The 20,006-nt window shown below is 41.3% G+C and carries 21 protein-coding genes and 3 pseudogenes; 18 read left to right on the forward strand and 6 right to left on the reverse strand.

Annotated features, from left to right (window positions below):
- Positions 1-31: 31 nt before the first annotated feature.
- From manR to manA, 3 genes are all read left to right on the forward strand, one after another.
- Positions 32-1,984 carry a mannose transport/utilization transcriptional regulator ManR gene (gene manR / locus BXO87_RS12795; RefSeq protein ID WP_038459309.1) on the forward strand — a complete coding sequence of 651 codons (1,953 nt, stop codon included), beginning with the start codon at positions 32-34 and terminating at the stop codon, positions 1,982-1,984.
- Positions 1,985-2,136: 152 nt separating this feature from the next.
- Positions 2,137-4,095 carry a fructose-specific PTS transporter subunit EIIC gene (locus BXO87_RS12800; RefSeq protein ID WP_038459306.1) on the forward strand — a complete coding sequence of 653 codons (1,959 nt, stop codon included), beginning with the start codon at positions 2,137-2,139 and terminating at the stop codon, positions 4,093-4,095.
- A gap of 14 nt (positions 4,096-4,109) precedes the next feature.
- A complete protein-coding gene (manA, locus tag BXO87_RS12805; RefSeq protein WP_038459303.1) occupies positions 4,110-5,057 on the forward strand; it encodes a mannose-6-phosphate isomerase, class I in 948 nt (315 codons plus the stop codon).
- Between the two features lie 94 nt (positions 5,058-5,151).
- Here manA and BXO87_RS12810 read toward each other — a convergent pair whose 3' ends face one another.
- A complete protein-coding gene (locus tag BXO87_RS12810) occupies positions 5,152-5,877 on the reverse strand; it encodes a MurR/RpiR family transcriptional regulator (protein ID WP_007612737.1) in 726 nt (241 codons plus the stop codon).
- Between the two features lie 236 nt (positions 5,878-6,113).
- On the opposite strand from BXO87_RS12810, the gene BXO87_RS12815 reads away from it, so the two are divergent.
- The 9 genes from BXO87_RS12815 to BXO87_RS12850 all read left to right on the forward strand — a co-directional run bounded on the left by BXO87_RS12815 (position 6,114) and on the right by BXO87_RS12850 (position 12,276).
- On the forward strand, positions 6,114-6,965 hold the full coding sequence (locus BXO87_RS12815) for a Cof-type HAD-IIB family hydrolase (RefSeq protein WP_046702263.1): 852 nt from the start codon (positions 6,114-6,116) through the stop codon (positions 6,963-6,965).
- Positions 6,958-7,761 carry an HAD-IIB family hydrolase gene (locus BXO87_RS12820; protein ID WP_038459296.1) on the forward strand — a complete coding sequence of 268 codons (804 nt, stop codon included), beginning with the start codon at positions 6,958-6,960 and terminating at the stop codon, positions 7,759-7,761. Before BXO87_RS12815 ends, BXO87_RS12820 begins: the two co-directional genes overlap by 8 nt.
- Before the next feature lie 258 nt (positions 7,762-8,019).
- Positions 8,020-8,271: a DUF2651 family protein gene (locus tag BXO87_RS12825; RefSeq protein WP_025285029.1), complete on the forward strand. Its 252-nt coding sequence runs from the start codon at positions 8,020-8,022 to the stop codon at positions 8,269-8,271.
- A 217-nt stretch (positions 8,272-8,488) separates the two neighbouring features.
- Positions 8,489-8,989, forward strand: coding sequence for a DinB family protein (locus tag BXO87_RS12830; RefSeq protein WP_003152812.1), 501 nt, complete (start codon positions 8,489-8,491; stop codon positions 8,987-8,989).
- A 161-nt stretch (positions 8,990-9,150) separates the two neighbouring features.
- Positions 9,151-9,672, forward strand: a complete 522-nt coding sequence (gene satA, locus BXO87_RS12835) for a streptothricin N-acetyltransferase SatA (protein ID WP_038459294.1) — start codon at positions 9,151-9,153, stop codon at positions 9,670-9,672.
- A 113-nt stretch (positions 9,673-9,785) separates the two neighbouring features.
- Complete coding sequence (locus tag BXO87_RS21285) at positions 9,786-9,848, forward strand: tetracycline resistance efflux system leader peptide (protein WP_134816631.1); 63 nt, start codon at positions 9,786-9,788, stop codon at positions 9,846-9,848.
- A 33-nt stretch (positions 9,849-9,881) separates the two neighbouring features.
- Complete coding sequence (gene tet / locus BXO87_RS12840) at positions 9,882-11,258, forward strand: Tet(L)/Tet(K)/Tet(45) family tetracycline efflux MFS transporter (protein WP_038459291.1); 1,377 nt, start codon at positions 9,882-9,884, stop codon at positions 11,256-11,258.
- A 98-nt stretch (positions 11,259-11,356) separates the two neighbouring features.
- Positions 11,357-11,575 carry a hypothetical protein gene (locus BXO87_RS12845; protein WP_038459289.1) on the forward strand — a complete coding sequence of 73 codons (219 nt, stop codon included), beginning with the start codon at positions 11,357-11,359 and terminating at the stop codon, positions 11,573-11,575.
- 164 nt (positions 11,576-11,739) lie between these two features.
- Positions 11,740-12,276, forward strand: a complete 537-nt coding sequence (locus BXO87_RS12850) for an ATP-binding protein (RefSeq protein WP_038459287.1) — start codon at positions 11,740-11,742, stop codon at positions 12,274-12,276.
- Between the two features lie 467 nt (positions 12,277-12,743).
- On the opposite strand, the gene BXO87_RS12855 is transcribed toward BXO87_RS12850, so the two are convergent.
- From BXO87_RS12855 to BXO87_RS12860, 3 genes and pseudogenes are all read right to left on the reverse strand, one after another.
- Positions 12,744-13,301, reverse strand: coding sequence for a GNAT family N-acetyltransferase (locus tag BXO87_RS12855; RefSeq protein ID WP_038459285.1), 558 nt, complete (start codon positions 13,299-13,301; stop codon positions 12,744-12,746).
- A 311-nt stretch (positions 13,302-13,612) separates the two neighbouring features.
- Positions 13,613-13,857, reverse strand: a pseudogene (locus BXO87_RS20555) (hypothetical protein).
- On the reverse strand, positions 13,776-14,993 hold the full coding sequence (locus tag BXO87_RS12860) for a DUF418 domain-containing protein (RefSeq protein WP_038459283.1): 1,218 nt from the start codon (positions 14,991-14,993) through the stop codon (positions 13,776-13,778). Before BXO87_RS12860 ends, BXO87_RS20555 begins: the two are co-directional and overlap by 82 nt.
- Positions 14,994-15,259: 266 nt before the next feature.
- Here BXO87_RS12860 and yrkP point away from each other — a divergent pair, with 266 nt between their 5' ends.
- From yrkP to psiE, 3 genes are read left to right on the forward strand one after another with little or no spacing between them, the layout of a single operon-like run.
- Entirely contained in the window at positions 15,260-15,955 is a 696-nt protein-coding gene (gene yrkP, locus BXO87_RS12865; RefSeq protein ID WP_015417875.1) for a two-component response regulator YrkP, read from the forward strand.
- Positions 15,942-17,240, forward strand: a complete 1,299-nt coding sequence (gene yrkQ, locus BXO87_RS12870) for a two-component system sensor histidine kinase YrkQ (RefSeq protein WP_038459282.1) — start codon at positions 15,942-15,944, stop codon at positions 17,238-17,240. The genes yrkP and yrkQ overlap by 14 nt, the downstream gene beginning before the upstream one ends.
- 45 nt (positions 17,241-17,285) lie before the next feature.
- Complete coding sequence (gene psiE, locus BXO87_RS12875) at positions 17,286-17,702, forward strand: phosphate-starvation-inducible protein PsiE (RefSeq protein WP_012118039.1); 417 nt, start codon at positions 17,286-17,288, stop codon at positions 17,700-17,702.
- A gap of 288 nt (positions 17,703-17,990) precedes the next feature.
- On the opposite strand, the gene BXO87_RS12880 is transcribed toward psiE, so the two are convergent.
- On the reverse strand, positions 17,991-18,518 hold the full coding sequence (locus tag BXO87_RS12880; protein WP_038459281.1) for a PadR family transcriptional regulator: 528 nt from the start codon (positions 18,516-18,518) through the stop codon (positions 17,991-17,993).
- The gene (locus BXO87_RS12885; RefSeq protein ID WP_038459280.1) at positions 18,515-19,357 is read right to left on the reverse strand and encodes a sialate O-acetylesterase; all 843 of its coding nucleotides are present in this window, start codon (positions 19,355-19,357) and stop codon (positions 18,515-18,517) included. Before BXO87_RS12885 ends, BXO87_RS12880 begins: the two co-directional genes overlap by 4 nt.
- Before the next feature lie 217 nt (positions 19,358-19,574).
- Here BXO87_RS12885 and BXO87_RS12890 point away from each other — a divergent pair, with 217 nt between their 5' ends.
- From BXO87_RS12890 to BXO87_RS20720, 3 genes and pseudogenes are all read left to right on the forward strand, one after another.
- On the forward strand, positions 19,575-19,682 hold the full coding sequence (locus tag BXO87_RS12890) for a winged helix-turn-helix transcriptional regulator (protein ID WP_074534277.1): 108 nt from the start codon (positions 19,575-19,577) through the stop codon (positions 19,680-19,682).
- Positions 19,672-19,814, forward strand: a pseudogene (locus BXO87_RS21290) (class II fumarate hydratase); the annotation flags it as partial. The gene BXO87_RS12890 and the pseudogene BXO87_RS21290, both read left to right, overlap by 11 nt.
- A gap of 49 nt (positions 19,815-19,863) precedes the next feature.
- Positions 19,864-19,976: pseudogene (locus BXO87_RS20720) on the forward strand (recombinase family protein); the annotation flags it as partial.
- Positions 19,977-20,006: the final 30 nt, after the last annotated feature.

Genomic DNA, 20,006 nt, shown 5'->3' on the forward strand with positions numbered 1-20,006 from the left:
GCAGAAACGGACAGGAAGGATAGAAAAACAGATGAAATACATGAATTCAAGGCAGAAAAAGATTTTGTATCTGTTGTTATCTGAACCTGATGACTACTTAGTTGTGCAAGATTTCGCAGACAGGGTCCGCTGTTCTGAAAAAACGATCAGGAATGATTTGAAAACGATTGAAGATTTCCTGAATGAACATGCTCAAGCTCAGTTGATCCGCAAACCGGGATTAGGCGTCTATTTACATATATCTGAACAGGAAAGGTCACGGTTAAGCCGGCAAATTTATAATGAGCACTTTACATGCAGGCACAAGACCGATGAAGAAAGAATACTTCACATCGCTTATGATTTATTAATGAATTCAAAGCCCGTTTCCGCAAAAGAAATTGCCGCACAGCATTTTGTAAACAGAGCTTCGATTAAAAAGGATGTAAATGCGGTTGAAGTGTGGCTGAAGCGATTTGATCTCACGCTGGTATCTAAACAGCGGCTCGGCTTAAAGATTGAAGGGGACGAAAAAAACAAAAGAAAAGCATTGGCGCGAATTTCAGATTTGATTGATAATGCGGAGTTTACAAGCCAATTTATAAAAAGTAAGTTTTTAAGTCATGAAGCGGACTTTGTGAGAAAAGAAATCAAGTTATTACAAAAAAACCATTCTATCTATTTTACGGATGAAACATTTGAAAGTTTGCTGCTGCATACATTGCTGACTATCCGCCGTATCAAAATGAAACAGCCGGTCGCCATTTCTGCAAGACAGCTGGACGCGGTAAAAAAGAAGAAAGAATATGAATGGACACTGGCTTGTTTAAAACGGCTTGAGCCGGTATTTGCCATACGGTTTCCTGAGGAAGAAGCCGTCTATTTAACTTTACATATAATAGGCGGGAAAGTCCGCTATCCATCGCAGCAAGAAAAGAAGCTTGATCTTGAAGATTCTGAGCTTTCCAAAGTCGTCAGGCATTTGATCAATCGTGTTTCAGAACTGCAAATGCTGGATTTTCATAAAGACCAGGAACTGATCAACGGATTGAACATTCATCTCGATCCGGTGTTGAAGCGGCTGAGCTATGATCTCTCTGTTTCAAACCCCATGCTTCACGACATCAAAAAAATGTACCCTTATTTGTTTCATCTTATCATTGACGTTTTAGAAGACATCAATCAAACATTTGATCTTTGTATTCCTGAAGAAGAGGCGGCATATTTGACGCTGCATTTTCAGGCAGCGATCGAACGGCTGCGCCGAAGCAGTCATAATCCTAAGAGGACGATCATCGTCTGCCATATGGGCATTGGCATGTCGCAATTGCTGCGGACTAAAATTGAACGCAAATTTCATCACATTACGGTAAAAGACTGTATCGCAAAAGCGGAGCTGACAGAGTATATCAAAAAGCATAAAGATATAGATTTCGTCATTTCTACGATAGGGCTTGGAAATGTAACGATCCCTCATATTGTCGTATCACCGCTTTTGGAGTCTGCTGATGAAAAGAAGCTCAGCGCATTTATGCAACAGCTTGATACATCACACCGCCGGGAGCAAAAAACGTTTAAAATGCTGAACGATACGACTCCGTTTCTCGTTTTTTTACAGCAAGAGACAGAGCACCGTTATCAGGTCATTGAAAAGCTGGCGCAGGCTTTGTATGAAAAAGGCTATGTAGAAAAAGAGTATGGCATTCATGCAGTAATGAGAGAAAAAATGTCGGCGACAAATATCGGGGCGGGTATTGCTATCCCTCACGCGAACTCTAAATATATCAAACAATCAGCCATTGCAATCGCCACCTTAAAAGAGCCGATTGAGTGGGGGACGGAAAAGGTATCGCTCGTTTTTATGCTTGCCGTCAAACACGAAGATCAAAACAAGGTAAAGCAATTATTCAGTGAGCTTTCCTATCTTAGCGAGCAGCCGGCATTTATTCAAAAACTGACGGAAGAAAAAAATGTAATGACGTTTTTATCGTATTTAAACTATTAAAAGCAGGGAATGGCTCCCTGCTTTTTTTCTGTTTATAGGGAAAAATGCCGTTATTTCCGGAACTTATGGTAAAAAAACGCGCTTATCACAGGCTGATTTCAGTATAAAGTTGAGACAAGATCTTGAAATTCAGACTGCAAAGGAGGATTTATATGAAACTGTTAGCGATTACATCATGTCCGAACGGCATTGCCCATACGTATATGGCTGCTGAAAATTTACAAAAAGCAGCCGGCAGATTAGGCGTTGAGATCAAAGTGGAAACCCAGGGCGGAATCGGGGTGGAAAATAGGCTGACCGAAGAGGAAATCCGGGAAGCAGACGCAATCATTATCGCGGCGGACCGTTCGGTGAACAAAGACCGATTCGCGGGAAAAAAGCTGTTGGCCGTCGGGGTTCAGGAAGGCATCCGCAAACCGGAAGAATTAATTCAAAAAGCGCTTAGCGGTGAAGTGCCGGTCTATCAATCTGCTTCAAAAGCTGAATCCGCAAGTCAGCAGGGCAAAAAACAAAACCCGATTTACCGTCATTTAATGAACGGCGTTTCTTTTATGGTTCCTTTCATTGTCGTCGGCGGATTATTGATAGCGGTTGCATTGACGCTTGGAGGAGAAAAAACACCAAAGGGCTTAGTCATTCCGGACGAGTCTTTTTGGAAAACGATTGAACAGATCGGCAGTGCTTCTTTTTCATTCATGATCCCGATTTTAGCCGGGTACATCGCGTTCAGCATCGCTGATAAGCCGGGTCTTGTCCCCGGAATGATCGGCGGATATATTGCGGCATCCGGCAGCTTTTACGACAGTGCAAGCGGCGCAGGATTCCTCGGAGGAATCATTGCGGGATTTTTGGCGGGATATGCGGCGCTTGGAATCAAAAAATGTAAAGTTCCTAAAGCAATACAGCCGATTATGCCGATCATTATTATTCCGGTGTTTGCCTCACTGATCGTCGGTTTGGCGTTTGTATTTCTGATCGGCGCCCCCGTAGCTCATATTTTCGCATCATTAACAGTTTGGCTTGCGGGAATGAAAGGTTCGAGCTCAATTCTTCTGGCATTGATTTTAGGAGCGATGATCTCCTTTGATATGGGAGGACCCGTAAACAAGGTGGCCTTTCTTTTCGGATCGGCAATGATCGGAGAAGGAAATTATGAAATTATGGGCCCGATTGCCGTTTCCATTTGTATACCGCCGATAGGGCTTGGGATTGCGACGTTTTTAGGAAAAAGAAAATTCGCCGCCGCAGAAAGAGAAATGGGAAAAGCTTCATTTACGATGGGCCTATTCGGTATCACGGAAGGAGCTATTCCATTTGCGGCCCAAGACCCCCTTCGAGTGATCCCGAGTATTATGGCGGGTTCTATGACCGGCTCGGTGATAGCGATGATCGGCCATGTGGGGGACAGAGTGGCACACGGCGGCCCCATCGTTGCTGTACTTGGAGCAGTAGATCATGTACTGATGTTTTTTATCGCTGTAACAGCAGGCTCTCTTGTCACCGCTCTGTTGGTTAATGTACTGAAGAAAGATATGGCGAAATCCCCCGCGCCCGGCGAGGTGCTGCCGTCTGCCGCACCAAATGAAGCTGCAGCGGCAAAAGAAACAAAGGAACCATCTCAGGCTGACAGCCGAAAAGCCGGGATGACCGAAATCAAAAAACTGACTGACATTATCAGTACGGACTTGATTGAACCGCATTTATCCGGCGAAACGAGGGATGACATTATCGATGAAATGATCGAGAAAATGTCCCGTAAAGGTATGCTGCTGTCTGACAGCGGATTTAAGCAGGCCATTTTGAGCCGGGAACAGCAGGGAACCACGGCGATAGGTATGAATATCGCCATTCCGCACGGAAAGTCTGAAGCCGTCAAAACGCCGGGTGTCGCATTCGGAATAAGACGTTCGGGTGTTGACTGGAACAGCCTTGATGGTTCTGATGCAAAACTGATTTTTATGATTGCCGTACCGAAGGAAAGCGGCGGAAATCAGCATCTGAAAATATTGCAGATGTTATCCCGAAAACTGATGGATGACAGCTATCGGGAAAGGCTGCTCGCCGTTCAGACAAAAGAAGAGGCGTATGAGCTTCTGGAAGAAATCGAATAAAGCGGGGGATGATCATGTCTACTGAACCGATATTTTTCAATCCGGTTTTCAAAGAAAGAATTTGGGGAGGCGCCGCCCTGCGTGATTTTTACTATAATATTCCGTCCGAGCGGACAGGGGAGTGCTGGGCCTTCGCCGCTCATCAAAATGGACAGAGCACAGTTCGAAACGGCATGTATAAAGGATGTACGCTCGGTGAATTGTGGGAGCATCACAGAGATTTATTCGGAAACCTAGAAGGAGACCGTTTTCCTCTTCTTACAAAAATTTTGGACGCGGACCAAGACCTTTCCGTTCAGGTACATCCGAATGATGACTTTGCCAAAATGCATGAAAACGGGGAACTTGGAAAAACCGAATGCTGGTATATCATTGATTGTGCAAAAGAGGCGGAGATCATTTTCGGCCACAACGCAACAACAAAAGAAGAACTGATATCCATGATTGAGCGCGGAGAATGGGACGGGCTCCTGAACAGAGTTAAGGTAAAGCCGGGAGATTTCTTCTTTGTCCCAAGCGGCACCGTTCACGCGATTGGAAAGGGCACACTTATTTTAGAGACGCAGCAAAATTCAGATACGACTTACAGATTGTATGATTACGGAAGAAAAGATGCGGAAGGCAGGATGCGCGAGCTCCATCTGGAAAAGAGTATAGACGTGATAGACATTCCATCTGTCCGTGAACGGCCGACCGTTCAATATAAACAAACAGATGATCTGCTGGCAGCTGTTTTAATAGAATGTCCTTATTTTTCAGTCGAAAAGTGGGTTGTAAAAGGTGAAGCAAATCTATTCCAGCATCATCCTTTCCTTCTTGTCAGCGTGATCGAAGGAGATGGAATAATGATTGCAGGCGGGCATGAATATCCATTTAGAAAAGGAGATCATATTCTCCTGCCTTCCGATTTGGGAGAATATAAACTGGCAGGCCATGCAAATTGTATTGTGTCTCATCTGTGATTCTCAAAACCCTTCTCTTGCATCAGAGAAGGGTTTCTCATCACTTTTGCAAAAATACCAAAATTTTCAGCGTATCAGTGGTTCGTTCCTGAATTTATTCTCTCAATTTGTATATCTCCCGAGCCATTGATTCAAGTATGTACATAGCGGGGATTTGGGTGGTGACATTCGCATTTTCAACCCATTCTTCCGTCACGTAATATGAAATATTCACATCGGACATTTTGGCAATGGTTGAATGTTTATGATTTGTAATACTGATGACCCGGCTGCCTTCTTGTTTCAGCTGATTCAGATGAGTCACCGTAGAATCTCCTTCACCTGAAACCGATAATGCGATCGTGATGCTGTTATGACGGAAATGGGAATGGGCCGGAAAGTAAGGATCTTTAATATACATTGAAAGTTTCCCTAAGCACGAAAAATATCTGGCTCCGTATTCGGCGAGAATTCCTGAACTTCCCACTCCGATAAAAATGACGCTTTCTGCATCGGCCGCAAGGGCTGCTGCTTCCTTCAGCTTTTCTTCCATCCCTCCGCTTACTGTTCTTTCAAAAAACTCGGCAACGGAATGATGGGGACTCTTTAAAATCGTTTTTTTATTTGCCTCCGTATACATTTTCAGCTTCACCTTAAACTCCGAAAACCCTTCACAGTTTATTTTTTTGCAGAAACGTAAAATAGAAGCCGTAGATACATGGGTTTCATTTGCCAATTCACGGATTCGCATATAGACGACTTTCTCGCTGTTTTGGGAGATGTAGTTGTATAAAGAAGTTTCAAGCTCGTTAAATGAAGCAATCATTTCGTGTGTGAACATGCAGGGGGATTCTCCTTTTTATGAGAATGGTGAATGTACATCTAATCGTAACATATCATTTTTAAAAGAAACATAGTGTTATATTTATGTGACAAATCACTTTTTGTGTCATTCAAAACAAGACGTCAGCCAATGATTTACGGCGCAAAACAACTGCGGATATAATTCGTTCATACGCTTTATGCATGATCTCTTTAAGGGTCTCTGACAAAAGCGGTCGAAAAAAGGAGGACAATATGAGTATCAAACTGATAGCGGTTGATATGGACGGAACGTTTTTGAATGATGAAATGGCATATAACAAAGAGCGTTTTATGAATCAGTATCGTGAATTAAAAGCGCGGGGAATTAAATTTGCCGTAGCAAGCGGAAACCAGTATGCGCAGCTTACATCCTTTTTTTCGGAGATCGAAAATGAAATCGCTTTCGTTGCCGAGAATGGCGCTTTCGTCGTGAATGCCGGAGAAGAATTATTCGCGGGTAACATGTCTGAAGACACTGTAAAAGCAGTGATCCGTGCTTTAGAGCAGTATGAGGTGAAAAACGTCATTGTCTGCGGAAAAAAAAGCGCGTATATTCATGAAAATGCAAGTGAAGATGAATATCTGCATGCCAGTAAGTATTATTATGTGTTAAAAAGGGTGCCGCATTTTGAAAACATCGATGATGACATTTTAAAATTTTCCATCAGCTTTCCCGCCGAACATTGTTCCGCACTTCTGAGGCATTTAAAAGACGCCATCGGGTCTTTCGTCACGCCTGTATCAAGCGGGCACGGTGACATAGATCTGATCATACCGGGGCTTCATAAAGCAAGCGGGATTAAGCTTCTCCAGAAACAATGGGGGATAAATGATGAAGAATGCGCGGCCTTCGGAGACAGCGGCAATGATTTGGAGATGGTGTCTGCCGTGAAATACGGGGTCGCCATGGATAATGCCCAGGAAAGCATTAAACAGGCTGCCGCGCATATCACGCAATCAAACAATGAAGAAGGGGTCTTAAATGCGATTGATTCCATTCTCAAATGTGAAAACCCTTTATCTGAAAAAGACATTTTAACTGCGGAGGTGCTGAACGATGATTAAATTAGTGATTACGGATTTAGACGGCACATTTTTAAATAATCAAGGCGATTTTGACAGAACGTTATTTGAAAAGACAAAACGAGTAATGGAGGAACAGCATGTCGCTTTCGCCATCTGCACCGGGAAGCAGTGTGAAAGGGTGGAAGCTTTATTCGGAGAAGACGCGAAAGATTTTTGGATTTTAGGAGACAGTGCCACACGTATAAAAAAGAACGGCAAATTCGTATATGAATCTTTGATCAGCAATGAAGCGGGACTGTCAATTATAGGCGCTTTAGAAAAAATCAGCTGCGGGCATAGCATTATCGCATGCACAAAAAATGGCGCGATCGTAAAAGAAAATCTGTCTGAAAGTGAGATGAAATATGTAAATGCCTCTTATGCACATGTAACGAAAATAACTGATTTTACTGAGATAAAAGACGATTTTATCAAGATTACGGTTCATGATCCCGACGCCAACTGTCCGGAAACGAGAGAAAAGCTGCATGAATTTTTTCACCAATTATATATCGTAGCATCAGAGGATACCTGGATGGACATATCAAATATCGGAATACATAAAGGAACAACAGTACAAGAACTGCAGCGATTATTAGGGGTTTCGGCTGATGAAACAATGGCGTTCGGAGACGGCCGCAATGACAAAGAATTGATGGAAGCGGCATCCTACAGCTTTGCGGTTAAGAATGCCATTGACGAAATAAAAGATGCGGCGCACTTTGTCATCAAATCAAATGAGGATAGCAGCGTCATGCATACGATTATGAGAATATTAGCGCTGCAAAAACAATGATGGGCTAAAATCAATGCGGCAGGACTTACTAGGGAAAGAAAAAGCGGGCTATTCTCAGACTTTAATTCACTCCTGATTTACCTGAAATATGTTAAAAATGAATAAATATCTATATTTGACTCGATGACATTGGTATAATATGTATAAAATGAATGAAACGGCATAATATCAAGATGAAAAAAATCACTTCATATCAGACAAAAAGTAGGAACTTCCTCGTTTTTAAATAAATTGGGAGGTGTTTGTATTAGCCCGCTGTTGAGTCCCGCGTATATCATTCTCATTTTTCTTCCGGCAGCTTCTTTTCTGTTAGGGATATTAGGGTATTTCATCTTTAAAAAAGTATGGATGATGGTTGTTATTGTCTTCATTTTGTCCTTGATATTCATGTTTATTGTAATAGGTGCCGAACCGACATTTTTCATTTGGGTGGCTATGATGACAGGGAGCTGTTTTGTCTCCGGTTCAATCACTAAGACGATATGGACTTTTGCAAAGCGAAAATATTAGACAGAAGAATCCTTGTTTGAACAGCTATCCTTTTTTTGTCGATTGAAGAAAAAGAAGTATAGAGTTATCCGTTATGTTCTTATTTTTTGTCTGTTGTTGTCAGATCGGGCTTTCTGTTAAAAATGTCTGTCTATCGTTTTGTTCTTTTTAACTAAGCGGAGCACTATAATTGAACTGTAGATACATAGAAAAACAATAAAGGATAAGGAGGATTTTTATGTTTCAAACCTTGGACCATTTTTTGAAATCTTGGGAGTTCGAAGCCGATGCGACACAGAAACTGCTGAATCATCTGACTGATGAATCACTTAAACAAGAAATCACTTCACAACATTGGACTTTAGGCCGTATTGCATGGCATACTGTCGCGGCCATTCACATCATTACCTCAAACACAGATTTAACGTTTCACGCTCCGGCTGAAGATTATCCTGTTCCTGCATCGGCGCGGTTTATTGCTGAGAGTTATCATCAAGCCAGTAATGCATTTGTACAGGCGTTAAAAACGCAATGGACTGACGATACGCTTCAAGAATGTGTCAACTTTATTGGTCAGCAATTGCCGAATGGTTCACTTTTGATGTTTTTAATTCAACATCAAAACCATCATCGAGGACAAATGACTGTCCTTATGAGACAAGCAGGTTTACCTGTTCCGGGTATTTATGGTCCGGCAAAAGAGGAATGGACAACATTCGGTTTGGAAGCTCCGAAATAGGATGTTGATGTAAGGGCTCGAATGAATAGATGATACCAATCGATGTTGGTATCTTTTTTGTTTTAGTCTTAGAGTGATTAAACCAGTATCCATGACATGCAGACGAATCAACAGTTCAAAAGATGTAAATTAAGGTCAATAAATGCAGAAAGGTGATTATGATGATAACTAAAATGACGCGATTCAATATGAAAGACTTCAATAAACCAAACGAACCTTTCGTTGTTTCAGGGAGAATCGTCCCTTCATTTGAGGACAATGTTTGGACATATACAGAGGAGAAATTTGCTGAACCTTATGTCAAAAAATATGATGATGAAGACATTGATGTCAGTTATATTGAAGAAGAGGATAAAGCTGTATTTTTTTATTACGCAGAGAACGACTGTGTCGGCCGGAGTAAGCTTCGTTCTAATTGGAATGGATACGCACTGATTGAAGACATTGCCGTTGCAAAAGATTATAGAAAAAATGGTGTCGGGACGGCATTATTACATAAAGCGATTGAGTGGGCAAAGGAGAATCATTTATGCGGTCTTATGCTTGAAACACAAGATATTAATGTTTCAGCTTGTCATTTTTATGCCAAAAATAACTTTGTCATAGGAGCGGTCGATACAATGCTTTATTCCAATTTTTCAACAGCAAATGAAATTGCGGTTTTTTGGTACTGTAAATTTTAAAGATAACAGTATTTGATGTTTCGTCTTTTAGCGGGTGTGTGTCGCGAAGTATTCAAAACATCGGCTTGAGGATTTATAATAAGGTATATCAATCAATGCAGGGGGAGTTATGTATGAAGTGCAAAAAAATGAACAGGGTCCAATTAAAAGAGGGAAGCGTATCAATGGCCCTATAAACTGCGTCTGCCCTCATTAATGGAGGGAAAGTTGTGAATACGCCTTATTCACAGTCAGCTTTACGGCACAACCAAGTGTTCATTTGGCTTTGTGTTCTGTCATTTTTCAGCGCATTCAATGAAATGGTTTTGAACGTCTCGCTGCCTGATATCGCCAACGATTTCCGTAAACTGCCAGCGAGTGCAAACTGGGTGAACACAGCCTTTATGGTAACCTTTTCCATCGGAACTGCTCTGTATGGGAAGTTATCAGATCAGCTGGGCATCAAAAAGCTGCTCCTATTTGGAATTATGGTAAATGGCTTCGGGTCGATCATTGGATTTGTCGGACACTCTTTCTTTACTGTACTCATTCTGGCCCGATTTATTCAAGGGGCTGGTGCAGCCGCATTCCCGGCTCTTGTGATGGTTGCAGTAGTACGCTATATTCCGAAAGAAAACAGGGGTAAAGCATTTGGTCTGATCGGGTCGCTGGTGGCAATGGGGGAAGGCGCCGGACCAGCTATTGGCGGAATGATCGCTCATTATATTCACTGGTCATATTTGCTGCTTATTCCGACAGCAACAGTTATCACCGTTCCATTCCTGATGAAACTGCTGGAAAAGGAAGAAAGAATCAGCGGGCGCTTTGATATGGCGGGAATTATATTAATGTCTGCAGGCATCGTATTTTTTCTGCTGTTTACAACGTCATATAGACTATCTTTTCTGATTATCAGTATTCTGGCTTTCCTGATATTTGTGAAACATATTAGGAAAACTCAAGATCCCTTTGTTGAACCTGCACTGGGGAAAAATGTCTTGTTTATGATGGGCGCCCTTTGCGGAGGCCTGATATTCGGCACTGCAGCAGGATTTGTGTCTATGGTTCCTTATATGATGAAAGATGTTCACCATTTAAGTACTGCGGCAATTGGAAGCGGGATTATGTTTCCCGGAACGATGAGCGTCATCATCTTCGGTTACATTGGAGGATGGCTTGTTGATCGGAAAGGTTCTTTATATGTCCTGACCATTGGGATTGCATTGATGTCTTCCAGCTTTTTAATCGCTGCCTTTTTTATAGATGCGACACCATGGCTCATGACCGTTATAATCGTTTTTGTTTTTGGGGGGCTCTCCTTCACAAAAACGGTTATATCTACAATGGTATCTGGCAGTTTGAAACAAAAGGAAGCCGGCGCCGGAATGAGTCTGCTTAATTTTACCAGCTTTCTATCAGAGGGGACGGGTATTTCGATTGCAGGCGGTTTATTATCGGTCCGCTTGCTGGATCAAAGGCTGCTGCCTGTTAACGCTGATCATTCCGCTTATTTGTACAGTAATATGCTCATTCTTTTTGCAGGAATCGTTGTTATGAGCTGGCTGGTAACCCTGAATGTCTATAAACGTTCGCGGAGAAATGACTAAAAAGGGAAAAGGATCAAACTTGATAAAAGTTTTGATCCTTTTTTTGAGGAGCTTCCTTATTCCGAAACCTTTTGTCGATCAATGAAAGGAGAGTTAAGGTGAATTACATTTATAAGAAAAAGGAAAAGAAAAATGGAAATTGTATCATTTCAATCAGAGATAAATGGGAGAATGCACTTATTGAGTTTGAACAAAAAAATAATCAAATTGAGATCGTGATCAATTATCGTAATGAGAAAACAACCAAGTTTTCACTGCCAGTCGAGAATTTTGAGAAAGTGTATGAGGATATTAAAATAGGCCGGAGAGAAAGTTAATCATTCTGTTTGAAAATGACCATGAAGTTCGTAAGCAGTATGGTTTTAACACGCATTTGGATTCCCCTGGAAAAGTAAAGGTTTTTGGGGATTTATATTAAAATAATAGTAAGAACCTTGTGCAGCGGACAGGGAGTTTCGTTGCTTTATAAGGAGAGGGAACTATGAAAAAAAATATTCACATACTGGGAGCCTCCGGAGTCGGAACTTCAACATTGGGTGTTGCATTATCAAAGCATTTGCCTCATACGCATCTTGATACTGATGATTACTATTGGACAGATAAATTCACTAAGAAAAGAGAAATTCCTGAAAGAAGAAAGCTGCTTGAAAAAGACTTGACAATAAATGAGAAATGGATTCTTTCTGGCGCAGTTTGCGGCTGGGGCGATGATCTAAAAAGTTATTTTGACCTTGTCATCTTCTTATGGATTCCGCAAGATATACGGCTTGAGAGATTAAGGCAGAGGGAATTTCAGCGTTATGGAAACGAAGTGTTAGCCGGCGGCAGTAAATATGAACAATCAAAAACATTTTTAGAGTGGGCTTCTTTATATGATAATGCCGGAATGGAAGTTAGAAGCAAAGCTTTACACGAACATTGGATGGCAGATTTATCTTGTCCATTGCTAAAAATTGAAGGAGATTACTCAGTCAATGAAAGAGTTGATCGTGTCTTGGATTATCTGAATTCAAACTAACGGATGGAGATAACTGCAAAATCCAAAATTCAAAGACAGTTCCGGCCATTTTAACGGAGCTGTTTTTTATACCGCCTCCAGTTTGTCTGTTGTGAAGTGATTTATTTTCGGCAGCATCCCACAATAGAGAAGTGATTTGTTCTTCGTTAAGTTCTCCGTTGGAGTATTTCTCTAAAATTCGTATAAATCGTTCATCACTTAATTAATTATTTCTTTGTTTATTTTTATTCTCCATTTCATTTTCAGACCGAATTAAAGCCCTCTCATAACGAGAAGGGCTTTCCGCCTTTAATACTTTCTCCTCAAAAAGAAGGGGAAGGCTTTATCCGTTTATCCCTCGTATCGTTTATTAATCAACTCTGTAAACATAGGGAATTATTGGTTAACTTAGAATTTTTTCGATCCAAACAAATATCTTTAAAAAAGTTACCGGCAACTTTCTGCGGCATATCGCAGTGTTCAATTGTTTAGTCCTTTTTTTTTATAATCTTTACAAATCTGAAAAAGTCATCATCATCCGGCAGGGGCTTGTCATCTTCGCGTCCATTGCGATGCATATGCGGATCAGAGTGATGTTCATTGTAGAACTCTACGATATGGAATCCGCACTTATTCACATAGAAGTTGATATTTCGCTTTTCAAAATAAGGTGTCACGGTTTCCCAAAGCACAGTATCCGGATACTGTGCTTCTATGGCTTTCCAAGCAGAAAGACCAATCCCCTGGCTGTGATGTTCTGGAGATACATAGAATAAATCTAGCGAATTATGATGTGTTTCGCTGTTGATACGTACTACTGCACCACCTACCTTCTCACCATCCCGAAGAATATGATATACGACTGCTCCGGGAGCGTCGAAAGTCTCCTGAACATCATTGTCCGATGGAATCGGTCCATCTTCGCAATCACCGAACGTTTCAATCACGGCGATCGCAAAGGCTTCTTGTAATTTTTTTTGGAATTCTGGCAGATCAGATTCCTTTGCTGGTTCCAGAATGACTTTTGGTTCCTTTTTTGTTTTCATGATTGCTCACTCCCTCAGTTGCTGAAATAACGAGTTCAGTCGTTCAGTAAAACATTCCAGCTGCTCTGCCGCTTTTTCTTCCGCGGTAAATTTGGCGTTAAAATACTTCAAAAGCTTTCTCCTGTCTTTTTGTATGATGTCTTTTTCTTTGTTTTCTTGGAAAATAAGCTGCATGTAACCCTTATTTACTATCGTTCACTGCCGTATTAAGTGTGGTACGCGGGATTTGCAATCATTCTCAAACTTTACCTGCGAAAAGTTGCAAAAATAGTCGAATGTGGCGCCTTTGCCTATGAACATGCGTAAAAGATTCAAATTCGATCATGAGCAATGCACATTGAGTAAACTCCGGTGAATTTATTAGCCCAAAGAAGCCTAATAGATATAAAAATAACTAGTATATATATCAAATCTGTCCGTTTAATGCCCACTTCTCAACAACTAATTTGAAGTCATGCAATCTGTGCAAAGGGGTTATTTCGGAATTGATTTTTCCGAATGCAGCGGAGTCGCTTTGGGACTTCCGTTTACATTGCCGTACGTCAGCTTGCGCCATATCAATTCCATCGGACCGTACTTAAATCGTTTCAACCACAATGTACTAAAGCTCATAAGCACGAAGTACACGGCCAGACTGAACATGAACGTGCCGGCGGATTGAATATGATCCGCAAGCCCGAATCCGTACCTGAGGAACAAAACTGTTCCAATGATAGAGTGAAGCAGATAACAGGTCAATGACATCCGTCCGACTTTGGTGAAGATCATCATAGGGCCTCGCAGCTGAGGAACGTACAGAAACAGCATTGCAAAAGTGCTCATATAAAACATACTTCCGGTTAAGCCGCCATTTTGACCCAAGACAGAGGAAATGTCCTTCCACAGCATATTCTCAGAAAGATTAAACATGTCTAGTAATATACTGCTTTGTGTTATTAGAAAAGCGATTGTGCTGATGATCCAGATACGCTTCCATATGAACTTTTTTGCTTCCATGTCTTTGAAAAATTCCATCTTAACAAAGTACACGCCCAGCAGAAACATGAGAAACATGGAATAGATCATAGAGAAAGAGCCAGCCGCCATCGTGACCATATCTGTCCACCGAGTGCTGATGGATTCCATGTAGGTAAGGCTTGTGTGGCTAAACAAAGTAAACTCTGAAAAATTCGGGTTTTTTGACCCTGCAGTATTGATGACATTGTACAACATTGTGAAAACAGGAGTCAGGAATTGAAACACGATAAGTGCGATAATCCATCTAAGCACCGTTTTGGCCGTGCGTTGATAGAAGGCGAGTAACAGGAAGCCGCTTACGGCGTAAAAGGTCAATATGTCACCGACCCAAACAAATGTGATGTGCAAAATGCCAAATCCCAACAGGATAGATAACCTACGGGCAAACAGCTTGTTGGGACTATCTACCTTCTGCGCGGCTCGATCCATAAAGATCATAAACCCAACTCCGAACAAGAAGGAGAATAATGTAACGAATTTCCCTTCGGCAAACCAGGAAACCAGATTGTGCAGGAGGTCACCGGAGGCCATTTCGAATCCCTTTACTGAATCTACGATCAGAAAATAGTTGACAATAATAATGCCAAGCAAGGCAAACCCACGTACGATGTCCAGAAAATGAACCCGTTCCCGCAGACTCACTGGTTGCCCGCGTTCTTCTTTTTGTACAATCATATCAATACTCCTTTCCCATTTACCATTGCAATATGCAGTGCGGATCTGAAAAACTCGAGCCTTACAATGGATAAATATAAAGACAGAATCTTAACAATTTATGAAGGTTCATCATTTTTTTTAAAATGTGACAAAATTGTGGCGGACATCAGCTTTCATAAACTGTTAAGATTTACGTAGTATCTTATAACGTACGTGTTACTTATGAATGATATATAGTAAGGTCACACGAGAAATAACATCAAGAATCATGAGGTGAAAGAGGCATGACCCATCGAATATTAGTCGTAGAGGATGATCATGATATTGGTGATCTTTTGGAGGAATCCCTTATGCGAGCAGGCTACGAGGTGCTAAGAGCCAAGGATGGAAAGCGAGCATTGCAACTTGTGAATGACTCACTTGATTTGGTTATTTTGGATATTATGATGCCAGGCATTTCGGGAATCGAAACCTGTCAGCACATCAGGGAAACCTCTAACGTCCCAATTCTGTTTCTGACGGCCAGATCGAGTACACTCGATAAAACTGAGGGATTACTCGCCGGCGGCGATGATTATATGACTAAACCCTTCTCGGAAGAGGAACTTCACGCTAGAGTGATTGCCCAATTACGCAGATATACAATCTATCAGGAAAAGAAGGAACAGGAAGAAACATTTCTTATCGGGGGCAAACTGAGAGTGAGCGAAGAATTTAATGAGGTCTGGAAAGAGGAGCAGCAAATCAAGCTGTCAGATCTGGAATATCGTATCCTGAAACTGCTGATGAGCAAACGCAACAAAATATTTTCTGCTCAAAATATATATGAGAGTGTGTGGGGACAGCCTTACTTTTACTGTTCTAACAATACAGTGATGGTGCATATTCGGAAACTGCGCTCCAAAATTGAGGATGATCCGGCACGTCCGGTTTATATAAAAACTGAATGGGGAAGAGGATATCGATTTGGCACATCGTAAATTCACGCTAACCAAAAAACTGGCTTTGCTGATCATGGTTGCTGCGATTGTGAGCGGTGTGATCTTTCTGACGCTGCAAAAGATTACAGATGATCTGATCGAGGGATATCTGAGTTCGGATGAGTATTATCACAAGGAGTCAGCGAGATACATTCAAAAATTCAGTCAGTACGTTTCAGAAAATGGGTTGTCTACATCGGATAGAAAAGCGTTTGGCGAGTGGGTCAAAAAAGAAAATTACATTAACCTCACCATATTCAAGGATCAGGAGCTGCAATATGATTCCGTTTATTCCGAATCCGATTATGGAAAAGAAAAGCTGACTCAGTATGCTCAAAATCATTCACATCCTGTCAAGTTCAGCGATGGTGAAGGACGAGTCATTATCGACGGTTTCTACTCTTCCCGATATTATGATCTGGCCTTTACATTGGAATTGCTCGGTGCAACCCTCATCTTTTTAATCATTGTTCTCTTGGGCATTCGCCAAAGTCTTCGCTACCTTAAAACGCTTCACCAAGAGATTCATATTCTTGAAGGGGGCCAGCTGGACTACGAGATGACGATAAAAGGGCATGATGAATTAGCGATGATTGCAAAGAGCATTGAGGATCTGCGGAAAGCTTTCTTGGACAAACTTAAAGCGATCGAGGAATTGCAAGCAGAGAGCCGCAGCCTGGTTACCGAAATGTCGCACGATATGCGTACACCGCTGACGTCGCTGATCATGAATCTGGAGTTTGCCAAAAAAGAAGGAGGCGAAGCGGGTGCCAGCAAAGATCGTTATGTAGCCAATGCTTATGGTAAAGCACTGCAATTAAAAAACTTGTCTGACAATCTGTTTGCGTATTTCCTGCTGAATAAGGAACATGAGGCCGACTTGGAGACCGTTGCAGTGAAAGAAGTGATCTACGATCTAATATCAGATCAGATTGCTATCCTTCATCAGGAGCATTTCCGGGTCCATATTTCAGGCGAGCTGCCGGAAACCTATATTAACGTGAATTTGGAGGAGCTTGGTCGTGTATTTGATAATGTGATGTCAAACTTATTTAAATACGCAGATCCGGAAGAAGAAATCAGCATCACGTTTGTATCGGAGCAAGAAATATTTGAGATTCATATCAGCAATACGATTAAACTTGCGGATGTAACGCCGGAAAGCAACGGACTCGGTGAAAGAAGCATTGCGCGAATGATGTCCCGCATGCAGGGGCAGTTTCACAGTATACAAAAGAATTCCAAGTACTGCATCGTGCTGCGATTTTGGAACAGAAAGATGTAGGCTGCGACTCAAAACGACGAAAATATTGAAATAGGAGACAACAAGATGAGATTTTCCAACAATTTTAAAAAGGCGCCTTACCTGTTACAAGCGCTTCTCAATGTCTGTCTGTTCTTCCTGGCGATAGCCTTAAGCGGACTTCTGATCAGCGAGACATGGTACATTGTTCAATTCGTATACAAGTCACTGTTCAACAAAGTGGACAGCTATTATGAGATGCTTGGGGAACTGCTTATATTCTTCATGTATTTTGAGTTCATTGCTTTGATTATCAAATACTTCAAATCAGACTTTCATTTCCCGCTTCGCTACTTTATTTATATTGGCATTACGGCTGTCATTCGTTTGATAATCATCGATCATGATCAGGCGATCTCAACGTTCTGGTGGGCGATGGCCATTCTTGCAATGATTTGTGCATTCTTTATTGTCAATAGACGAAATTCTGTTGTTGAACATTAATAAATTAGTTCACTTTATACCGATACGCCACTGCAATGTCCTATGACTTACTTGAATACTGAATAGGTGTAAAAAAGCGGTTATTCATACGGATTGAAAAAGAAGAACACGCAGCAGATTCACTTGCTCTTGTTTGGGGCAAGTGTTGACAACCCTATTACTGGTTTAATTAAAGAAGGAGTATAAAACCTGTATCAATGTGTTACTAGATATCTGCGACACAGGTTTTATATGTAGGTAACTAATATTCTTATATATGCAACATTGCATTTTTTATTTTGCAATAGTTCACTCTATTTCTGCTTTCAATTTCTCGAACCACTCTAAATTAACCAAGTGATGTGAACGGGAATTTTCGTTCATACGGCGAAAGTAATTGATTGTGCCGGGAATTTCTTGAGTGGTGGACAGGTATTCATCAAGGAGCTCGAATCGAGTTTTAGTCTGATCGATTTGTGATTGGATCAGATCCAGTAATTTACTTTTGTCAAATTCATCGGCAAAGAGTAACGCCCCATAAAATTGCAGGTTCACATATTCCGATTTGGTGCCGTATTTGATCATTAATTTCTCGAATTCTGCCCTTCCCGATTCTGTGACGTTAAAGTTACGGATTTCACGCCCGCTGGTTGAGGGTTTCTGCTGAATCTGTTCAATCAAACACTTTTCTTCAAGTTGCTGCAGATTGTAATAAAATGAACCTTTCGTGAAGTTAACAATGTATTTGTAATGACGTTTTTCCATTAAAGCCAGAAGTTCATAGCCGTGAGCTCCGGGGTTTTGGATGAGCAAGCCAAGGATAAGTAAGGGAATCATGGTTTCATCACCTTCGCCATCCGCGCCTCAAATTCCGCGTACGTGATTTTACCCGAAGCCAAATCCATACTATGAAGGTAAATCTGTTCTGTTTTAGAATAGTCACCCTTCACTTTCAGTGATTGCTCCTCTCCCGAAATGGGTTTCAGGATATGGTGCTTTTTCGAAAAAGCCTCGAAATAGCGGTAACCGAATTTGCGTTGTGAAGCTGCGTCTAAATGAATGCCATCAGGATTCGCAGTCAGACCTGCCGCAGTAACAAAATAACAATTCTGTTGTTCATTAGCAAAACGCAGCAATTGTTCATTAACCTGTCGAAATTCAGTCGCGTGCTGTCCAAAACCAGTCTTCCCAAGAAAGTCACCAAGCCCTCCAATAATCAACGGTACCTCATCAAGTTTCAACTCGTTTCTTAGCGTCTCGATGATAAGAGTTAATTTCTCGTAATAAGTTTCATGCAGCGAACGATAACTGTCACTCTCACCTTGGTGCCAAAGGATTCCGCAAATTTGACTGGATTGGAGGGCGAAGCGGGCTTCGGACAAAGCATGCTGAAAAAGGATGCCTTCCGGATGCCAGTCATTCAATGAACTGCCACCTTCCGCACAAGGGATCAAGCCAATTTCTTCATCGGGATGAGCTTTCGACCAAGCATCTGCAAAAGATGCCGCCAAGCCAACGCCGGAAACCGGACGGTCGTAATTAATCGGCTCTGTCATCATCTGCCACTGTCCATTGCGCAGCATTTTTATTTTTTCATTATAGATAGGGTCTACTTCATTCAAAAATCCACGGCCCGCCATATTCGACTGCCCCAACATTAAAAAAGACTTTATCATTTAATTTTTCACTTCTTTACATCAATATTTTAGTCTAATTAGACTATAGTCAATTCAGCTTGTCTTGTAAAGTTTCAACTAGGTTTTATTTTTTTTGTTGAGCTTAGAGGATATCGAAAAAATTTCCACCCTTGATGAAGGAGAAAATCTTTTCGGATCGCACCAAGATCCGGAAATTGTAAAATCGATAGGCGCCATGAAATTCGACCTGTAAGCTTTGTCTAATAAAACAGTTAGGTTTAATGAACTTAAAAGGTTAATCCCATGGATTACACAGAGAATATTGATACGAAAACTTAGAGAATTAGAACCTTATCGGGTATGAAAATTATTCGAAAATTCCAAGTTTGTTCATAAGGAAGGGTTAATGCTAAAAAGACTGCGTGCAACTTACATTTTAACGGAAGAACAATTTGATGAGATGGTTAAACCAGAAAATCTGAAACCTAATATTTGAATCTTTTAAGATAAAAACTAGTTACTAATCAGTAACTAGTTTTTCTTTCAGCCAGATCGAGGTCTGCATAAAGAAAGCAGGGAATGAAGTATGCCTGTGAAGGATTTTCTGAGGAGCTTTTTAGAGCGCCCGGCGTTGAATCGTTTGAGAGAGGACGCAAGTTAAGGACTTATAAGTCAAGTCATTTGATAC

This window comes from Bacillus sp. GZB, from assembly GCF_001975995.1.
In the GTDB taxonomy this organism is placed as follows: domain Bacteria; phylum Bacillota; class Bacilli; order Bacillales; family Bacillaceae; genus Bacillus; species Bacillus velezensis.

What these genes read in the sequence shown, in the direction of transcription:
- BXO87_RS12860 (WP_038459283.1), bottom strand. Translation starts at nt 14,993, where the DNA reads ATGATTGTACAAAAAGAAGAACGCGGGCAACCAGTGAGTCTGCGGGAA.
- BXO87_RS12800 (WP_038459306.1), top strand. Translation starts at nt 2,137, where the DNA reads ATGAAACTGTTAGCGATTACATCATGTCCGAACGGCATTGCCCATACG.
- BXO87_RS12885 (WP_038459280.1), bottom strand. Translation starts at nt 19,357, where the DNA reads ATGATAAAGTCTTTTTTAATGTTGGGGCAGTCGAATATGGCGGGCCGT.
- manR (WP_038459309.1), top strand. Translation starts at nt 32, where the DNA reads ATGAAATACATGAATTCAAGGCAGAAAAAGATTTTGTATCTGTTGTTA.
- BXO87_RS12820 (WP_038459296.1), top strand. Translation starts at nt 6,958, where the DNA reads ATGATTAAATTAGTGATTACGGATTTAGACGGCACATTTTTAAATAAT.
- BXO87_RS12810 (WP_007612737.1), bottom strand. Translation starts at nt 5,877, where the DNA reads ATGTTCACACACGAAATGATTGCTTCATTTAACGAGCTTGAAACTTCT.
- manA (WP_038459303.1), top strand. Translation starts at nt 4,110, where the DNA reads ATGTCTACTGAACCGATATTTTTCAATCCGGTTTTCAAAGAAAGAATT.
- BXO87_RS12880 (WP_038459281.1), bottom strand. Translation starts at nt 18,518, where the DNA reads ATGATTCCCTTACTTATCCTTGGCTTGCTCATCCAAAACCCCGGAGCT.
- BXO87_RS12815 (WP_046702263.1), top strand. Translation starts at nt 6,114, where the DNA reads ATGAGTATCAAACTGATAGCGGTTGATATGGACGGAACGTTTTTGAAT.
- satA (WP_038459294.1), top strand. Translation starts at nt 9,151, where the DNA reads ATGATAACTAAAATGACGCGATTCAATATGAAAGACTTCAATAAACCA.
- BXO87_RS12850 (WP_038459287.1), top strand. Translation starts at nt 11,740, where the DNA reads ATGAAAAAAAATATTCACATACTGGGAGCCTCCGGAGTCGGAACTTCA.
- BXO87_RS12855 (WP_038459285.1), bottom strand. Translation starts at nt 13,301, where the DNA reads ATGAAAACAAAAAAGGAACCAAAAGTCATTCTGGAACCAGCAAAGGAA.
- BXO87_RS12830 (WP_003152812.1), top strand. Translation starts at nt 8,489, where the DNA reads ATGTTTCAAACCTTGGACCATTTTTTGAAATCTTGGGAGTTCGAAGCC.
- yrkP (WP_015417875.1), top strand. Translation starts at nt 15,260, where the DNA reads ATGACCCATCGAATATTAGTCGTAGAGGATGATCATGATATTGGTGAT.
- psiE (WP_012118039.1), top strand. Translation starts at nt 17,286, where the DNA reads ATGAGATTTTCCAACAATTTTAAAAAGGCGCCTTACCTGTTACAAGCG.